At 66.4% G+C, this 16,543-nt stretch carries 17 protein-coding genes; 11 read left to right on the forward strand and 6 right to left on the reverse strand.

What is annotated here, in order from left to right; translation table 11 throughout:
• Window positions 1-87: 87 nt before the first annotated feature.
• A complete protein-coding gene (locus EV655_RS14485; protein ID WP_132546069.1) occupies window positions 88-1,686 on the reverse strand; it encodes a phosphoenolpyruvate carboxykinase in 1,599 nt (532 codons plus the stop codon).
• A 303-nt stretch (window positions 1,687-1,989) separates the two neighbouring features.
• Between EV655_RS14485 and EV655_RS14490 the strand changes: the two genes are divergently transcribed.
• From EV655_RS14490 to EV655_RS14520, 7 genes are read left to right on the forward strand one after another with little or no spacing between them, the layout of a single operon-like run.
• Complete coding sequence (locus tag EV655_RS14490; RefSeq protein ID WP_132546070.1) at window positions 1,990-2,691, forward strand: response regulator transcription factor; 702 nt, start codon at window positions 1,990-1,992, stop codon at window positions 2,689-2,691.
• A 28-nt stretch (window positions 2,692-2,719) separates the two neighbouring features.
• The gene (locus tag EV655_RS14495) at window positions 2,720-4,423 is read left to right on the forward strand and encodes a sensor histidine kinase (protein ID WP_132546071.1); all 1,704 of its coding nucleotides are present in this window, start codon (window positions 2,720-2,722) and stop codon (window positions 4,421-4,423) included.
• Window positions 4,424-4,434: 11 nt separating this feature from the next.
• On the forward strand, window positions 4,435-4,866 hold the full coding sequence (locus EV655_RS14500; protein WP_132546072.1) for an HPr kinase/phosphorylase: 432 nt from the start codon (window positions 4,435-4,437) through the stop codon (window positions 4,864-4,866).
• Window positions 4,866-5,792, forward strand: coding sequence for an RNase adapter RapZ (gene rapZ, locus EV655_RS14505; RefSeq protein ID WP_132546073.1), 927 nt, complete (start codon window positions 4,866-4,868; stop codon window positions 5,790-5,792). Before EV655_RS14500 ends, rapZ begins: the two co-directional genes overlap by 1 nt.
• The gene (locus EV655_RS14510) at window positions 5,789-6,181 is read left to right on the forward strand and encodes a PTS sugar transporter subunit IIA (RefSeq protein ID WP_132546074.1); all 393 of its coding nucleotides are present in this window, start codon (window positions 5,789-5,791) and stop codon (window positions 6,179-6,181) included. Before rapZ ends, EV655_RS14510 begins: the two co-directional genes overlap by 4 nt.
• A 10-nt stretch (window positions 6,182-6,191) precedes the next feature.
• A complete protein-coding gene (locus EV655_RS14515; protein WP_132546075.1) occupies window positions 6,192-6,470 on the forward strand; it encodes an HPr family phosphocarrier protein in 279 nt (92 codons plus the stop codon).
• A gap of 27 nt (window positions 6,471-6,497) precedes the next feature.
• Window positions 6,498-7,403, forward strand: coding sequence for a lysophospholipid acyltransferase family protein (locus EV655_RS14520; protein ID WP_424511318.1), 906 nt, complete (start codon window positions 6,498-6,500; stop codon window positions 7,401-7,403).
• 72 nt (window positions 7,404-7,475) lie between these two features.
• On the opposite strand, the gene EV655_RS14525 is transcribed toward EV655_RS14520, so the two are convergent.
• On the reverse strand, window positions 7,476-8,351 hold the full coding sequence (locus tag EV655_RS14525; protein ID WP_132546076.1) for a 3-hydroxybutyryl-CoA dehydrogenase: 876 nt from the start codon (window positions 8,349-8,351) through the stop codon (window positions 7,476-7,478).
• Window positions 8,352-8,504: 153 nt separating this feature from the next.
• Here EV655_RS14525 and EV655_RS14530 point away from each other — a divergent pair, with 153 nt between their 5' ends.
• Complete coding sequence (locus EV655_RS14530) at window positions 8,505-9,338, forward strand: DUF6473 family protein (RefSeq protein ID WP_132546077.1); 834 nt, start codon at window positions 8,505-8,507, stop codon at window positions 9,336-9,338.
• Between the two features lie 61 nt (window positions 9,339-9,399).
• Here the strand turns inward: EV655_RS14530 and EV655_RS14535 are convergent, their stop codons facing one another.
• From EV655_RS14535 to EV655_RS14550, 4 genes are all read right to left on the reverse strand, one after another.
• A complete protein-coding gene (locus EV655_RS14535; RefSeq protein WP_132546078.1) occupies window positions 9,400-10,326 on the reverse strand; it encodes an electron transfer flavoprotein subunit alpha/FixB family protein in 927 nt (308 codons plus the stop codon).
• A gap of 1 nt (window position 10,327) precedes the next feature.
• Window positions 10,328-11,089, reverse strand: a complete 762-nt coding sequence (locus tag EV655_RS14540; protein WP_132546079.1) for an electron transfer flavoprotein subunit beta/FixA family protein — start codon at window positions 11,087-11,089, stop codon at window positions 10,328-10,330.
• A 160-nt stretch (window positions 11,090-11,249) separates the two neighbouring features.
• The gene (locus EV655_RS14545; RefSeq protein WP_132546080.1) at window positions 11,250-11,804 is read right to left on the reverse strand and encodes a cob(I)yrinic acid a,c-diamide adenosyltransferase; all 555 of its coding nucleotides are present in this window, start codon (window positions 11,802-11,804) and stop codon (window positions 11,250-11,252) included.
• Between the two features lie 66 nt (window positions 11,805-11,870).
• Window positions 11,871-12,701 (reverse strand): SDR family oxidoreductase, encoded by an 831-nt coding sequence (locus EV655_RS14550; RefSeq protein WP_132546081.1) that lies wholly within the window; start codon window positions 12,699-12,701, stop codon window positions 11,871-11,873.
• 53 nt (window positions 12,702-12,754) lie between these two features.
• On the opposite strand from EV655_RS14550, the gene EV655_RS14555 reads away from it, so the two are divergent.
• From EV655_RS14555 to EV655_RS14565, 3 genes are all read left to right on the forward strand, one after another.
• Window positions 12,755-15,064 carry a DNA topoisomerase IV subunit A gene (locus EV655_RS14555; protein ID WP_132546082.1) on the forward strand — a complete coding sequence of 770 codons (2,310 nt, stop codon included), beginning with the start codon at window positions 12,755-12,757 and terminating at the stop codon, window positions 15,062-15,064.
• Between the two features lie 68 nt (window positions 15,065-15,132).
• Window positions 15,133-15,786 carry a hypothetical protein gene (locus tag EV655_RS14560; RefSeq protein ID WP_132546083.1) on the forward strand — a complete coding sequence of 218 codons (654 nt, stop codon included), beginning with the start codon at window positions 15,133-15,135 and terminating at the stop codon, window positions 15,784-15,786.
• An 89-nt stretch (window positions 15,787-15,875) separates the two neighbouring features.
• Window positions 15,876-16,543, forward strand: a 668-nt coding sequence (locus EV655_RS14565; RefSeq protein ID WP_132546084.1) for a GTP-binding protein, incomplete at its 3' end; no start/stop codon positions are given.

Raw genomic sequence — 16,543 nt, forward strand, 5'->3', positions numbered from 1 at the left:
CGGCAGGCGGGCCTGTTCCGTTCGGATCGGGGTAGCCAAAAAGGCCCGGCGGGTGCCGGGCCTTTCGGGGCATTTCCGGGGCGGACGTCAGCCGATCGCGGCTTCGCGCACGTCGTCGTCGATGAACGGCAGGTACTGCGCGAAGTTCTCGGAGAACATCGCCACCAGCTTGCGGGCCTGCGCGTCATAGGCGTCCGGGTCGGACCAGGTGCGGCGCGGGTCGAGCAGGACCTCGGCCACACCCTCGACCGCCAGCGGCACCTCGAAGCCGAAATGCGGGTCCTTGCGGAACTCGGCATCGTTGAGCGAACCGTCGAGCGCGGCGGCCAGCAGCGCGCGGGTCGCCTTGATCGGCATCCGCGCGCCGGTGCCATAGGCCCCGCCGGTCCAGCCGGTGTTCACCAGCCAGCAGGTCGCGCCGTGGGTGGCGATCTTCTCGCGCAGGAGCTGGCCATAGACCTCGGGCCGGCGCGGCATGAACGGCGCGCCGAAGCAGGTCGAGAAGGTCGGTTCCGGCTCGGTCACGCCCTTTTCGGTGCCCGCCACTTTCGACGTGAAGCCCGACAGGAAGTGATACATCGCCTGCGCCGGGGTCAGCCGGGCGATCGGCGGCAGCACCCCGAAGGCGTCGCAGGTCAGCATGATGATGTTCTTGGGATGCCCGCCCAGCGCCGTGTCCGACGCGTTCGAGATGTAATGCAGCGGGTAGGCGCAACGCATGTTCGCCGTCAGGCTGTCATCCTCGAAGTCGAGGTCCAGCGAATGAGGGTCGAACACCATGTTCTCGATCACGGTCGCGAACTTGGTGGTGGTCGCGTAGATCTCGGGCTCGGCCTCGGCGCTCAGGTTGATCGTCTTGGCATAGCAGCCGCCTTCGAAGTTGAAGGTGCCCTTGTCGGACCAGCCATGTTCGTCATCACCGATCAGCGTGCGCGCGGGGTCGGCCGAAAGCGTCGTCTTGCCGGTGCCCGACAGCCCGAAGAAGACCGCGGTGTCGACCGGGTTGCCCGGCGCGTGGTTGGCCGAGCAGTGCATCGGCATGATGCCCCGACCCGGCAGGATGTAGTTCAGCAGCGTGAAGACCGATTTCTTGATCTCGCCCGCGTATTCGGTGTCCGCGATCAGGATCAGCTTACGCGCGAAGTTCATCGCGACCACCGTGCGGGTGCGGCAGCCGTGCCGTTCGGGATCGGCCTTGAAGCTGGGGCAGTTGATGACCGTGAACTCGGGCGCGAAGCTGTCGAGTTCGTCCAGCGCGGGCCGGCGCAGCAGGTGGCGCGAGAAGAGCCCGTGCCAGGCCATTTCGGTGACCACGCGGACGTCCAGCCGGTTGGCCGGATCGGCCCCGGCATAGAGGTCCTCGACGAAGACCTCGCGACCGTTCAGATGGGCCAGCATGTCGGCATGCAGTCGGTCGAAGGCCTCGGGCGTCATCGGGCGGTTGTTCTCCCACCAGATGCTGTCTTCGACGTCGGGGGTGCGGACCACGTGCTTGTCCTTGGGCGACCGGCCGGTGTGTTCGCCGGTGGTCACCAGGAACGCGCCGCCCTGGCCCAGCGTGCCTTCGCCGCGCTTCAGCGCCTCTTCGATCAAGGCCGGTTCCAGCAGGTTGTAATATACCTTGCCGAGGCCGGTGATGCCTTGATCTTCAAGGCGTTGCGCGGGATTAACCCGTCCGATTTCCATGTCGCACCCTCCATGACGCCGCGTTGGTCGGTGGCGCGGCTATATCATGTCGTTTCCATGAAACAACAGGCTGAGGGAAGCGCGTTAGCGCAATCATCATGCGCGGCGCCGCGATTGCCCCCGACCGCGGAACGTTGAATTGGGCGTGGAGGTGCGGATTAGCAATCTATCAGGGAATTTCGCGTTGATTGTCGCCACGAGAAAGCCGCGATTCGGAGCTAGACCTTGATTCGCGGCGCCATTCAGGAACGCAACGCGCCAAAAGCAGGCACATCTGACGCCGCGCAGTACAAGGAATTCCCCATGTCGAGGATTGCGCTCGTTGACGACGACAGGAACATCCTGACCTCCGTCTCCATGACGCTCGAGGCCGAGGGCTTCGAGGTGGAAACCTACAATGACGGTCAGGCGGCGCTTGACGCGTTCAACAAGCGGCTGCCCGACATGGCGGTGTTCGACATCAAGATGCCCCGGATGGACGGGATGGACCTGCTGCAGCGGGTCCGGCAGCGGACCAACATGCCGGTGATCTTCCTGACCTCCAAGGACGACGAGATCGACGAGGTCCTCGGCCTCAGGATGGGTGCCGACGACTATGTGAAGAAGCCGTTCTCGCAGCGGTTGCTGGTCGAGCGGATCCGCGCGCTGCTGCGCCGGCAAGAGGTGATCGCCTCGGATTCCGGCCCCGCGCCGGAGGAAACCAAGGTGATGGTCCGGGGCCAGCTGACGATGGACCCGCTGCGCCATGCCGTGACCTGGAAGGGCATGAACGTGTCGCTCACGGTCACCGAGTTCCTGCTGCTGCAGGCGCTCGCGCAGCGCCCCGGCTTCGTCAAGAGCCGCGATCAGCTGATGGACGTGGCCTATGACGACCAGGTCTATGTCGACGACCGCACCATAGACAGCCACATCAAGCGGCTGCGCAAGAAGATGCGCCAGGTGGACTCGGACTTCTCGGCCATCGAAACGCTTTACGGTATCGGGTATCGTTACAACGAAGAGTGACGATCGACACGCGAAGCCGGGGGCGGCCGTGCGGGACATCAGGCGACCATCCGAAGACGACGTCGCCCTTGACGAGGATTGGGCTGCGCCGCATTCCGTCGTCGATGGCGAGATTCGTGCCCGTCGCAAGGGCCGCAGCTTCGTCTTGCTGAACCGCTCGCCACTGGCGCGCAAGATCATCACCTTCAACCTGATCGCCCAGGTCGTGCTGATCTCGGGGGTGCTGTACCTCAACCCCGCGCGTGACAGCCTGCTCAGCCAGCGCGAAAGCGGCATGGTGGCCGAGACCGAGCTGTTGGCGGACATTTTCGAGGCGCGGATGACACCGGGCGTGCCCGTCGACATGGCGGCGGGCGACGGACTGGATGTGGCGGCGACGCTCGCGGCCATCGACCTTGCGCCGGGTGCCGATGTCTTCGTCTTCGATGCGGGCAACGGTCTCGCCGGGCGGGCACGCGGCATCGCCAGCCCCGACTGGCCGGTGACCCCCTACGAGGATGAGCGGCGGGTCACGATCATAACCGACTTCCTGAACATGGTGTGGGAGGGGCTTGCCCGGATCACCGGATCGGACCAAAGCGAACCCGGCCTTGGTGACCAGCAGGAGCGGTTGCGTGCCCAGGTCGAACGGACGCTTGCAATGGGGGCGCAGGTTGAAACCGGTGTCGACGACCGGGGGCGCACCGCCTTCACCGTAACCACGCCCATCGTACACGATGGCCAGACCGTCGGCGTCGTCGCCCTGACCTCTGCCAGCGGCGAGATCGACTGGCTGGTGCGGATCGAGCGAGAGCAGGTTTTGCAGGTCTTCGTGATCGCGATCCTCGTGTCGATCGGCCTCAGCCTGGTTCTGGCCTCGACCATCGCAAACCCGCTGTCCGACCTCGCCGCCGCGGCCGAGATGGGGCGCGAGCGCAATGCCCGCAAGATGAACCCCGTCCGCGTGCGCATCCCCGACCTGACCGCGCGGCCCGACGAGATCGGCCGCCTGTCCAGCGCGCTGCGCGGCATGGTCACCGCGCTTTACGACCGGATCGACGCGAACGAACAGTTCGCGGCCGACGTCGCCCACGAGATCAAGAATCCGCTGGCATCCCTGCGCTCGGCGACCGGCACGCTGCGCGTCGCCAAGCGCGACGACCAGCGCGCCAAGCTGCTGGACGTGATCGACCACGATGTGCGCCGGCTCGACCGTCTGGTCAGCGACATCTCGAACGCTTCGCGGCTCGACAGCGAACTCGTCAAGGAGGAGGAAGAGCCCTTCGACCTTGTCCGACTGTTGAAGAGCCTGACCGAGCATCTGGGCAAGGAGGCGCGCGAGAAGGGCGTCGACTTCATCTCGGACCTGCCGCCGGACGCGATCAGCATCAACGGGCTCGAGGCGCGGCTTGCGCAGGTCTTCGTCAACCTGATCACCAACGCCGTCTCGTTCTGCGAGGCGGGCGATGCGGTTCGCATCTGGGCGCGCACCCGTGAAAGGCGCGTGCTGGTGGTTGTCGAGGATACCGGCCCCGGTATTCCCGACCAGGCGCTGACCAAGATCTTCAACCGCTTCTATTCCGAACGCCCGGTCGGACAGTTCGGCAACCACTCGGGCCTCGGTCTCGCGATCTCCAAACAGATCGTCGAGGCCCATGGCGGCGTGATCTGGGCCGAGAACATTCGCCCGACCGCTGCCGATGTCACCTCCGAACCCCTGGGCGCCCGCTTCGTCGTGGGCCTGCCGCTCTGAGGGACAAGCCCGTGGCCGATGCCCCCGAGACGATCACCCTTCATGCCAGTTGTGTCGCCGCCGGGGGGCGTGCGGTCCTGATCCTCGGCCGTTCGGGCGCGGGAAAATCGGCGCTGGCGCTTGAACTCATGGCGCGGGGCGCCCGGCTTGTCGCCGATGACCGCACGATCCTGACGACCCGGCACGCGGAGCTGGTCGCCGCCGCCCCCGAGGCCATCCGCGGCCGGATCGAGGCGCGGTTCGTCGGCCTCCTGCGGGCCGAGACGGTCGCCGAGGCGCCGGTCTCGCTGGCCGTCGATCTCGACCTTGTCGAGATGGACCGCCTGCCCCCACGCCGCGAGGCGCGATTTCTTGATCGGTCCGTACCCTTGCTTCACCGGGTTGATCGGTCATATTTCCCGGCAGCGATCCTGTTGCACTTGACCCACGGCCGATCCGACTGATGCCCGATACCCCGCAGACCGCCCCCCGCCCCACTGTCCAGCGCGTCGTTCTGGTGACGGGGGCGTCGGGCGCGGGCCGGTCGACCGCGCTGAATGTGCTTGAGGATCTGGGATTCGAGGCGATCGACAACTTGCCCCTGTCGCTGATCCCGCGGCTTCTGGATGGGCCGCCGCCGCGGCCGCCGCTGGCTCTGGGCGTCGACACCCGCACCCGGGATTTTTCGGCCCGGGCGCTTGCGGACCTGATTGGCCAGCTTGCGGTAGCCCCCGCGATCGAGGCTGATGTGTTCTATCTTGACTGCCGTCCCGAGGTGCTGCTGCGCCGCTTTTCCGAAACCCGCCGCCGCCATCCGATGGCCCCGGCCGAAAGCCCGGCCGAGGGCGTCGCGCGCGAGTTGGACCTGCTCGGGCCGATCCGCGATCTGGCCACTATCCTGATCGACACCTCGGACCTGACGATTCACGAGTTCCGCGCCGAGATGGCCGCCCGTTTCGCCGCTGGCGGTGCCGCGCCACTTGCGGTTTCGGTGCACTCGTTCTCCTACAAGCGGGGGATGCCGCACGGGCTGGACATGGCCTTCGACTGCCGTTTCCTGCGCAACCCCTACTGGCAGCGCGACCTGCGCGCGCTCGACGGGCGCGACCCGGCCGTGCGCGCCTATGTCGAGGGCGACGGTCGCTATGCGGAGTTCATCCACCGCGTCACCGATCTTGCCGCCTTCGTCCTGCCCGCCCACCGCGAGGAGGGGCGCAGCCACATCTCGATCGGTTTCGGCTGCACCGGGGGGCAGCACCGGTCGGTTGCCGTGTCGGAAGCCGTGGCAAAGAGGCTTGCGGCAACCGAATGGCAAGTGTCTATAAGGCATAGAGAGCTGGAACGGCGGACGCAGGGCGCGCCCGCGCAGGCGACGGGAAGGGGCGCGTGATCGGAATCGTCATCGTCGCGCATGGCGGGCTGGCCCGGGAATACCTGGCCGCGGTCGAGCACGTGGTCGGCCACCAGCCCGGCATCCGTGCCATCTCGATCGAGCCTGACGACGACCGCTCCGCCAAGCAGGACGAGATCTGCCGCGCCGCCGACGAGGTCGATGCCGGGGATGGCGTGGTGGTGGTGACGGACATGTTCGGCGGCTCGCCTTCGAACCTGTCGATCCGCGCCTCCGTGCCGTCGGACCGGCGTATTCTCTATGGCGCCAACCTGCCGATGCTGATCAAGCTGGCCAAGTCACGGCGGCTGAGCGTGGGCGAGGCCACTGCCTCGGCACTGGCGGCAGGGCGCAAATATATCGACAGTTTCGATGCGGGTGGGTTCTAGGGGAATGAGGATGGACGGGGCTGTGATCCGGCGGCTGGAGATCGTCAACGAGAAGGGGCTGCATGCCCGCGCCTCGGCCAAGTTCGTGGAATGTGTCGAAGAGCACGAGGCCAGCGCCGAGGTCAGCCGCGACGGGATGAACGCGTCGGGGGATTCGATCATGGGGCTCTTGATGCTGGCCGCGTCGAAGGGGACCACGATCGAGGTCAGGACCAGTGGCCCCGAGGCGGGCAGGCTGGCCGATGCGCTGGAACGCCTGGTGGCGACCCGCTTCGGCGAAGACATGTAATCCGACCGGACCGGGGGCAGGCCGCAGGTGGAGCGCACGACCGCAACGACAGCCATACCGGTCAGGCCAGGGTCGCGCCATGGCGCAGGCCAGGGCGACGGAACCCGGCTGGCCGAGCGGCCCTACGACTCGCGGCGGCTGTCCTACGCGTACACCTTTGACAACCCGCTGCAGGTGCGCACCATCCAGGCGATGGAGGTGCTGACCGGCAAGCTCAAGTTGCTCCGCCTGATCCGCCGGTTCGAGGCGATGGGGGTGCCGGACGGCCAGGGTTTCTGGAAACAGGCGCTCGATCTGATGGGGATCGATCTGAGGACCCCGGCCGAGCAGATCGCCAACATTCCCGCGACCGGGCCGCTGGTGGTCGTGGCCAACCATCCGCACGGGCTGGTCGACGGGATGGTGCTGGCGGAACTGATCGGGCGCGTGCGGACCGACTACAAGATCCTGACCCGGTCGTTGCTGACCGGCGTCGGAGAGATCGAGCGTTTCCTGATCCCGGTTCCCTTCCCGCACGAGGCAGGCGCGCTGGAGCAGAACCTCGAAATGCGCCGCCGCGCGATGGTGCATCTTGCCGAGGGAGGTGTGATCGCGCTGTTCCCGTCCGGCTCGGTCGCGACGGCGAAGACGATGTTCGGCCCCGTGGTCGAGGCCGAGTGGAGCCCGTTTACCGCCAAGCTGATCCAGAAATCCGGCGCGGCGGTGGTTCCTGTCCGGTTTCCCGGCGCGAATTCGCGCTGGTATCAGATCGCGCACCAGGTTTCGGCAACCCTGCGGCAGGGGCTGTTGCTGTACGAGGTGCGCCACGCGCTGAACCGGCCGCAGGCGCCGATCGTGGGCCCGGCGATCGGCCGCGCCGAGATCGAGCGGTGGTCCGGCGACCCGCGCGGCTTTGTCGCGTGGCTCAGGGACCGGACGCTGGCGCTGGGCTGACCCGCGGTCAGATCGCGGGCCTTCCGGCACTTCGCGCGGTCTTGGGTATCGGGATCATGCCGAAGGCGCGGCTCAGCGCGTTGGCACCGGCGTCTCTCCGCGATAGTCGTAGAAGCCGCGCTGGGTCTTGCGGCCGAGCCAGCCGGCCTCGACATACTTCGTCAGAAGCGGGCAGGGGCGGTACTTGGTGTCTGCAAGTCCGTCATGCAGCACGTTCATGATGGCAAGGCAGGTGTCGAGTCCGATGAAATCGGCCAGTTCCAGCGGCCCCATCGGATGATTGGCGCCAAGCTTCATCGACTCGTCGATGGACTTGACCGACCCCACGCCCTCGTAAAGCGTGTAGACCGCCTCGTTGATCATCGGCATCAGGATGCGGTTGACGATGAAGGCGGGGAAATCCTCGGCCGAGGCCGCCGTCTTGCCGAGTCTTTCCACAACGGCATGGAGGGTCTTGAACGTCTCCTCGTCGGTGGCGATGCCGCGGATGAGTTCCACAAGCTGCATCACCGGGACCGGATTCATGAAGTGGAAGCCCATGAATTTTTCGGGCCGGTCGGTGCGGCTGGCCAGGCGCGTGATCGAGATCGATGAGGTGTTCGAGGTCAGGATCGTCTCGGGCTTCAGGTGCGGCTGGAGATCCTCGAAGATCGCGGTCTTGACGGTCTCGCGTTCGGTCGCGGCCTCGATGATCAGGTCCGATTGGCCGAGGTCGGTCAGCGTTTTGGTGGTGTGGAGGCGGGCGACCGCCGCGGCCTTGTCCGCCCCGGTGATCTTGCCGCGGGACACTTGCCGTTCAAGGTTCTTCTCGATCGTTGCAAGTGCCCGGGACAGGGCGTCTTCCGAGATGTCGTGCAGTGTCACCTCGAAGCCCGCGAGGGCAAAGACATGCGCGATGCCGTTGCCCATCTGGCCTGCGCCGACAACCCCGACTGTCCTGATGTCCATGACCAAACCCTCGCGCTGCTGGCGCGACCTTAAGGTGCGGCCGTGCCCGCGTGCAAGGTCGACAGATGCGTAAAATGCAGGATTTAGCGACTTCGAAACCCCCGGCGGTCAGTCTCGACCGCGGTGAGTCGAAACAAGGCGCGCGGGAGAGAGATGAGTTTCGAGAAGGCTGGCACCGGGGCAATGTCCTACTTTCCGTGCCGATACGGCAATTCGCGGCTTCTGTTCCGCGGTCCCAGGCGCGAGCTTGACGGATCCTATTGCGCGGTAATCGGCGGCACGGAAACCTATGGCAAGTTCATCGCCCAGCCCTTTGCCACGCTGGTGGAAGAGGCGATGGGGATGCCGGTTGTCAATCTGGGCTGCGTGAATGCCGGGATCGACGTCTTCGTGAACGATTCGACAGTGCTGGAGGTGGCCTCCGGCGCGAAGGTGACGGTCATCCAGGCGCTTGGCGCGCAGAACATGTCGAACCGCTTCTATGTGGTCCATCCGCGCCGCAACGACCGCTTCCTGCGTGCTTCGGCCATGCTCAAGGCGCTCTACCCCGGCGTCGACTTCACCGAGTTCCATTTCACACGCCACATGCTGAGCGCGCTGAAGGAGAAATCCACCGCCGCATTCGAGATCGTGGTGGCCGAACTTCAGATGTCCTGGCAGGCGCGGATGCGGATGCTGGCCACAAGGCTTCCCGGCGAAAAGGTTCTGTTGTGGCTTTCGACCCGCACGCCAGAGGGCGAACAGCACGCTGACGGCCTGGGCGACGACCCGCTGTTCGTGACGCGGCACATGCTGGACACGGTACGCCCCTATTTCAGCCGCATGATCGAGGTGACCGCCAGCCCCGAGGCGCGCGCCAATGCAACCGAGGGCGTGATGCTGAGCGACCTGGACGAGCCCGCTGCCGCCGCCCTTCCGGGGCCGCAGGTTCACCGGGAAGTCGCCGACGAACTGGAGTTGGTGCTGCGCGAACTTACGGCAGGGTGAGGCGCGGGCAGAGAAAAGGCCCGCCGGGGCGGGCCTTTCCGGAAATGCACGGGCCGTGTGTTCAGAGCTTTTCGATCAACTCGGGCACGGCGTCGAAAAGGTCGGCCACCAGCCCGTAATCGGCAACCTGGAAGATCGGCGCCTCTTCATCCTTGTTGATCGCGACGATGACCTTGGAATCCTTCATCCCCGCAAGGTGCTGGATCGCCCCCGAGATGCCGACCGCGATGTAAAGCTCGGGCGCCACGACCTTGCCGGTCTGGCCCACTTGCCAGTCGTTGGGCGCATAGCCCGAATCGACGGCCGCGCGCGAGGCGCCGACCGCGGCGCCCAGCTTGTCGGCAAGCTTCTCGATCAGGTGGAAATCCTCTTCGGACCCGACGCCGCGCCCGCCCGATACGATCACGCCGGCCGAGGTCAGTTCCGGCCGGTCGCTCGCCGCCGCACTGTCCTTGACCCATTCCGACAGCCCCGGGTTGCCCGCGGCGGCAACCGCTTCGACCGGTGCGGCCCCGCCTTCGCTGGCGGCCTCGAAGGTCGAGGTGCGGATTGTCAGCACCTTCTTGGCATCCGCGGTCCTAACCGTCTGGATCGCGTTGCCTGCGTAGATCGGGCGGTCGAACGTGTCGGCGTCGACCACCGCCACGACATCGGTGATCACCATCGCGTCCAGCAGTGCCGCGACCCGCGGCATGATGTTCTTGGCATCCGTCGTGGCGGGCGCCGCGATGTGGTCATAGCCGCCAGCGAGCGACACGATCAGATCGGCGGTGGGCTCGGCCAGCCGGTGGCCATAGATCGCATCCTCGGCGCACAGCACTTTCGCCACGCCGTCGATCGTCGCGGCGGCCTCGGCCGCGTCCCGGGCGTGCGCCCCCACGCAGAGCGCCGTCACCTCGCCAAGCGACTTGACGGCGGTCACGGCCTTGGCGGTCGCGTCGCGTTGCAGTTCACCGTTGGTGACTTCGGCAAGCAGCAGAACGGCCATCTTACAGCACCCCCGCTTCGTCTTTCAGTTTCGCGATCAGCTCGTCGACCGAGCCCACCTTGATGCCCGCCTGCCGTTCGCGCGGCTCGGCCGTCCTGACCACCGTCAGCCGCGGCGTCACGTCGATGCCGTAATCGGCCGGGGTCTTTTCATCCAGCGGCTTCTTCTTGGCCTTCATGATGTTGGGCAAGCTGGCATAGCGCGGTTCGTTCAGGCGAAGGTCGACGGTGACGATGGCGGGCATCTTCACCTTGATCGTCTGAAGGCCGCCATCGACCTCGCGGGTCACGACCGCGTTCTCGCCCTCGATCTCCAGCCCGGAGGCGAAGGTGCCCTGCGCCCAGCCCAGCAGCGCGGCCAGCATCTGGCCGGTGGCGTTCATGTCGTTGTCGATCGCCTGCTTGCCGGCCAGCACGAGGCCCGGCTGTTCCTCGTCGATCACCGCCTTCAGCAGCTTGGCGACCGCCAGAGGCTCGATGTCCTGGTGGATGTCGTCCGCGGCGACGATCAGGATCGCGCGGTCCGCCCCCATGGCCAGCGCCGTGCGCAGGGTTTCCTGCGCCTGTTTCACCCCGATCGAGACCGCCACGATCTCGTCGGCCTGGCCCTTCTCCTTGAGCCGGATCGCCTCTTCCACGGCAATCTCGTCGAAGGGGTTCATCGACATCTTGACATTGGCGAGATCGACGCCCGTGCCGTCCGCCTTGACGCGGACCTTCACGTTGTAGTCGATCACCCGCTTGACAGGCACGAGTACCTTCATCGGCGTGTGTCTCCTTGGCTATCGCAGGCCCCGGGGACCGGGGCGGATCAGTCGTTCCGGCACGTGTTAGCGAGTCTGAAACCGGGACAACAGACCAAAATCGACGCGACATGATGTTTCGACGCCGCGTCGGGCAGGTTTCCGTTTGTTGCGCGCGACACTAGTGGCCGCTGCCCGGGGTCCACAGGACGTCGGTCCGGCCGTTGTCATTGGCGACACGTGCGGCGACGAACAGCCAGTCGGACAGCCGGTTGAGATAGGCCTGCACCTGCGGGTTCACGCCCTCGGCCGTGGCAAGCTTGGCCGTCAGCCGCTCGGCCCTGCGCACCAGCGTGCGGCAGACATGCAGATGGGCGGCCAGGGGCGAACCGCCGGGCAGGACGAACCGGGTCAGTGGCGGCAGGTCGGCGGTCATGGCGTCGATCTCCTCTTCCAGATGCGCCACCATCGTGGCACTGATCCGCATCGGCGTGTCGTCGGCCCCCTTGTCCTTGTGCAGATCGGCGCCTAGGCCGATCAGGTCGTTCTGGATCGTCGCGAGGCGGGCGTCGATCTCGCCCCCGGCATGAAGCCGCGCGACGCCCAGCGCGGCGTTCACCTCGTCCACGGCGCCATAGGCGCGGATGCGCGGGTTGTCCTTGGGCACGCGCGTGCCGTCGCCCAGCGCTGTTTCGCCGTGGTCGCCGGTGCGGGTGTAGAGTCTGGGCTCGGTCATGTCGGGGCCTTCCTGCTGGTTTCGGTTCCGATCTAGCATTGGCTGGAGGTGGGGCCAGGGCCGCGATCACCCCTTGGCCAGGATCCAATCCAGCGCGGCCGTAGGCAAGACCCGCCTGAGCGTCCCCATGATGTGCGTTGGTGCTGTCACGAGATAGCGCGCTCGCGGGCGTGGCGATTCCAGCGCGTGCACCAGTTTCGCGCTGACCGCGGCGGGGGGCAGTTCAAAACGGTCCGGCGGGCGCCTTTCGTAGAGGCGTTTCAGCAGGCTCGCCCGGTACTGCGCAGCGCGGGGGCTGGCCTGCCAGTCGACCCAGCGTTCGAAATGCGGGATGGAATTGACGCGGATGCGCGAGGTGATCGGGCCGGGCTCGATCAGGATTACCCGGATCGCCGTGTCGCGCATTTCCAGACGCAGGACGTCGGTCAGCCCTTCGAGGGCGTACTTGGTGGCGACATAGGCGCCGCGCCACTTCATCGGGACGAATCCCAGCACCGAGGAACAGTTGACGATCCGGCCATGCCCCTGCGCGCGCATTGCCGGGATGACCCGCCGCGTCAGATCGTGGACGCCAAAGAGGTTCGCCTCGAAGATCTCGCGCAGCGCGTCCCGCGGCAAGTCCTCGACTGCACCGGGGCAGGCGAAGGCGCCGTTGTTGTAAAGCGCATCAAGCTTGCCGCCGGTGCGCGACAGTGCCTCGTGCACTGCCGCCGCGATGCTGTCCGGGTCGGCATAGTCCAGCGGAAAGCTTTCCAGCCCCTCGGCGGTCAGCCGCGCGCAATCCTCGGGCTTGCGGCAAGTGGCGAAGACGCGCCAGCCCCGGGCGTGCAGGGCATGCGCCGCGTCGTATCCGATGCCCGAAGAGCATCCGGTGATCAGGACCGATCTTTGCCCCATGCCTTAACCACTCGCCTCTGGACCGCGCCTGACCGCCGCTTTACACAACATCCATGACAGATGCCACCGACGACCCCAAGATGGACGTGCCGCCCCTGGCCGAGCCGCTGCGCCGTGCGATCGGCGAGCGGTACCTGACCTATGCGCTGTCCACCATCATGGACCGGGCGCTGCCGGATGCGCGCGACGGGCTGAAGCCGGTGCACCGGCGCATCCTGTATGCGATGCGCGAGTTGCGGCTTTCCTCGACCGGCGGGTTCCGCAAGTCGGCCAAGATCTCGGGCGACGTGATGGGGAACTATCACCCCCACGGCGATGCGGCGATCTACGACGCTATGGCCCGCCTCGCGCAGGAGTTCAACGTCCGATACCCGCTGGTGGACGGGCAGGGGAACTTTGGCAACATCGACGGCGACAACCCCGCCGCCAGCCGCTACACCGAGGCCCGCCTGACCGCGGCGGCCGAGGCGCTGATGGAGGGGCTGGCCGAGAACGCGGTCGACTTCCGCCCCAATTACGACGGCACGCTGGAAGAACCGGTGGTGCTGCCGGCCGCGTTCCCCAACCTGCTGGCGAACGGGTCGAGTGGCATTGCGGTGGGGATGGCCACCAACATCCCACCGCACAACATCGAGGAACTGGTGGGCGCCTGCCTGCATCTGATCAAGACGCCGAACGCCCAGGACGACACGCTGCTGCAGTATATCCCCGGCCCCGATTTCCCCACCGGCGGCGTGATCGTGGAACCGGCCGGGAACATCGCCCAGGCCTATCGCACCGGGCGCGGCAGCTTCCGGCTGCGGGCGCATTGGCAGGTCGAGGATCTGGGCCGCGGCACCTGGCAGATCGTGGTCACCGAGATCCCCTATCAGGTGCAGAAATCCAAGCTGATCGAGCGGATCGCCGACCTGATCCAGACCAAGAAGATCCCGATCCTTGCCGATGTGCGTGACGAAAGCGCCGAGGACATCCGCCTGATCCTGGAGCCCCGGTCCAAGAACGTCGACCCCGAGGTGCTGATGGGGATGCTGTTCCGCAACTCGGATCTGGAAACCCGCTTCAGCCTCAACATGAACGTGCTGATCGACGGGCGCACACCCAAGGTGTGTTCCCTCAAGGAGGTTTTGCGCGCCTTTCTCGACCACCGCCGCGACGTGCTGATCCGGCGCAGCCAGCACCGGCTGGAAAAGATCGACCACCGGCTGGAGGTGCTGGAAGGCCTGCTGATCGCCTTCCTCAATCTCGACCGGGTGATCGACATCATCCGCTATGACGACGACCCGAAGCCCGCGCTGATGGCCGAGGACTGGTCGATGCGCCGCCCGCGCGCGACCTCCGAACGCGACTACGTTTCGCCCCTGCCGCCGACCGGCGCGGGCCAGTTGACCGATGTGCAGGCCGAGGCCATCCTGAACATGCGCCTGCGGTCGCTGCGGCGGCTGGAAGAGATGGAACTGAACGCCGAGCGCGATGCCCTGATGACGGAACGCGCCGGGCTGGAGACCCTGCTGGACAACGAAGCGGTCCAGTGGCAGCGCATCGCCGACGAACTGCGCGAGGTGCGCGAGAAATTCGGCCGCAAATCGCCCGGCGGCGCGCGGCGCACCCGGTTCGCCGAGGCGGCCGAGGCCCCCGAGGTGCCCATCGAGGCGATGATCGAGCGCGAGCCGGTGACGATCGTCTGTTCCCGGATGGGCTGGATCCGCGCGATGAAGGGCCACATCGAGGACGGCGCCAGCCTGAAATTCAAGGATGGCGACGAGGGCCGTTTCCTGATCCCGGCCGAGACCACCGACAAGCTGATCCTGTTCGGCGCCAACGGGCGGTTCTATACGCTTGCGGTCGCGCAATTGCCTGGCGGGCGCGGCATGGGGGAGCCCGTGCGGTTGATGGTCGACCTGCCGAACGACTCCGAGATCGTCGCGCTGATGATCCATCGACCCGGCGAAAGGCTTCTGGTTGCCTCCAGCGCCGGCGATGGCTTTCTTGTGCCCTTTGACGAGATCCTGGCCCAGACCCGCGCAGGCAAGCAGGTGCTGAATGTCCGGGAGGGCACGGTGGCGCGCGTGTGCAAGCCGGTCCGGGGCGACCATGTCGCCTGTGTCGGGGACAACCGCAAGGTTCTGGTCTTCCCGTTGGAAGAGTTGCCCGAAATGGCCCGCGGCAAGGGGGTCCGGCTGCAGAAATACAAGGACGGCGGGCTGTCCGACGCGATCACCTTCGCGCTGGCCGATGGGCTGTGCTGGCGCGACCCGGCGGGCCGGACCCGCACCGAGACCGAGCTTTCCGAATGGATCGGCAAGCGCGCCGGCACCGGCCGCATGGCCCCGCGCGGCTTCCCGCGCGACAACCGCTTCACCTGAGCCGAGGGCGTTGCGCGGGGCGGTGCCCTGCGCTATCCCGGTCGGGGCTTGCATATCTCGGGGGGACCATGCACCGCGCCGCTTCTGTTCTTCGTTCCGTGCTGCTGATCGGCGGCCTTGCCATCCTTTCGGCTTGCGCCGCCAAGGACCCGCTGGACGCCCCGCCCGAGCCGATGGGCGATTTCCGGCTCGGCTACACGATCGTCGTTGCCGACAACGCCAAGCTGGTACCGCCCAGCCGGAGCGCCACGGCCGATGAATGGGAAACCGTTCTGAAGGAGGCCTTGGAGCGGCGTTTCTCGCGCTACGAGGGCGAGAAGCTTTACCATTTCGGCATCAACGTCGACGGCTATGCCCTGGCGGTGCCCGGCGTGCCGGTGATCGCCGCGCCGAAGTCGATCCTGGTGATCTCGGCCAATGTCTGGGACGACGCGGCACGCAAGAAGCTGAACGCCGAGGCCGAACAGATGTCGATCTTCGAGGGTATGTCGGGCGAGACCGTGGTCGGCACCGGGTACACCCGCAGCAAGGACGAGCAGATGCGGGTTCTGGCGACGAACGCTGCACTTCGGATCGAGCGCTGGATGATCGAGAACCGCGAGGCCTGGTTTGGCTATGATCCGGCCGCGGCGCCGCCTGCCCCGGTCGAACCGGCCGCCGCCCCGGCCCCCGTCGATACGCTGTCCCAGGCGGTTCTGGACCCTCCGCCTGCCGCCAACTGATGCTTGATTTCTCTCTGGTCACGGACTAGAGAGCGCCCGGTGTTGAATCGGGCCCTTCCCGGCCCCCCAATCGACGAGGCGCCCGAACCATGGCGAAGGCAAAATTCGAACGGACGAAACCGCACGTGAACATCGGGACGATTGGTCACGTGGATCATGGCAAGACGACATTGACGGCTGCGATCACGAAGTATTTCGGCGAGTTCAAGGCCTATGACCAGATCGACGCGGCGCCGGAGGAGAAGGCGCGGGGGATCACGATCTCGACGGCGCATGTGGAATACGAGACCGATGCGCGTCACTACGCGCATGTCGACTGCCCCGGCCACGCGGACTACGTGAAGAACATGATCACGGGTGCGGCGCAGATGGACGGCGGCATCCTTGTTGTGAACGCGGCGGACGGCCCGATGCCGCAGACGCGCGAGCACATCCTTCTGGCGCGCCAGGTGGGTGTTCCGGCGCTGGTTGTGTTCCTGAACAAGGTCGACCAGGTCGATGACGCGGAGCTTCTGGAACTTGTCGAGATGGAAGTGCGCGAGCTTCTGAGTTCGTACGACTTCCCCGGCGACGACATCCCGATCATCGCGGGGTCTGCGCTGGCGGCGATGGAAGGGCGTGACGACGCGATCGGCGAGAGCAAGATCCGCGAGCTGATGGCGGCGGTTGACAGCTACATCCCGACGCCGGACCGGCCGATCGACCAGCCGTTCCTGATGCCGATCGAGGACGTGTTCTCGATTTCGGGCCGGGGCAC

The organism is Rhodovulum euryhalinum, from assembly GCF_004342445.1.
Taxonomy (GTDB): domain Bacteria; phylum Pseudomonadota; class Alphaproteobacteria; order Rhodobacterales; family Rhodobacteraceae; genus Rhodovulum; species Rhodovulum euryhalinum.

Excerpts from the sequence above, each read along its gene's own strand:
- EV655_RS14485 (WP_132546069.1), bottom strand. The coding sequence starts at position 1,686 with ATGGAAATCGGACGGGTTAATCCCGCGCAACGCCTTGAAGATCAAGGC.
- EV655_RS14490 (WP_132546070.1), top strand. The coding sequence starts at position 1,990 with ATGTCGAGGATTGCGCTCGTTGACGACGACAGGAACATCCTGACCTCC.
- rapZ (WP_132546073.1), top strand. The coding sequence starts at position 4,866 with ATGCCCGATACCCCGCAGACCGCCCCCCGCCCCACTGTCCAGCGCGTC.
- EV655_RS14515 (WP_132546075.1), top strand. The coding sequence starts at position 6,192 with ATGGACGGGGCTGTGATCCGGCGGCTGGAGATCGTCAACGAGAAGGGG.
- EV655_RS14525 (WP_132546076.1), bottom strand. The coding sequence starts at position 8,351 with ATGGACATCAGGACAGTCGGGGTTGTCGGCGCAGGCCAGATGGGCAAC.
- EV655_RS14530 (WP_132546077.1), top strand. The coding sequence starts at position 8,505 with ATGAGTTTCGAGAAGGCTGGCACCGGGGCAATGTCCTACTTTCCGTGC.
- EV655_RS14535 (WP_132546078.1), bottom strand. The coding sequence starts at position 10,326 with ATGGCCGTTCTGCTGCTTGCCGAAGTCACCAACGGTGAACTGCAACGC.
- EV655_RS14540 (WP_132546079.1), bottom strand. The coding sequence starts at position 11,089 with ATGAAGGTACTCGTGCCTGTCAAGCGGGTGATCGACTACAACGTGAAG.
- EV655_RS14545 (WP_132546080.1), bottom strand. The coding sequence starts at position 11,804 with ATGACCGAGCCCAGACTCTACACCCGCACCGGCGACCACGGCGAAACA.
- EV655_RS14550 (WP_132546081.1), bottom strand. The coding sequence starts at position 12,701 with ATGGGGCAAAGATCGGTCCTGATCACCGGATGCTCTTCGGGCATCGGA.
- EV655_RS14555 (WP_132546082.1), top strand. The coding sequence starts at position 12,755 with ATGACAGATGCCACCGACGACCCCAAGATGGACGTGCCGCCCCTGGCC.
- EV655_RS14560 (WP_132546083.1), top strand. The coding sequence starts at position 15,133 with ATGCACCGCGCCGCTTCTGTTCTTCGTTCCGTGCTGCTGATCGGCGGC.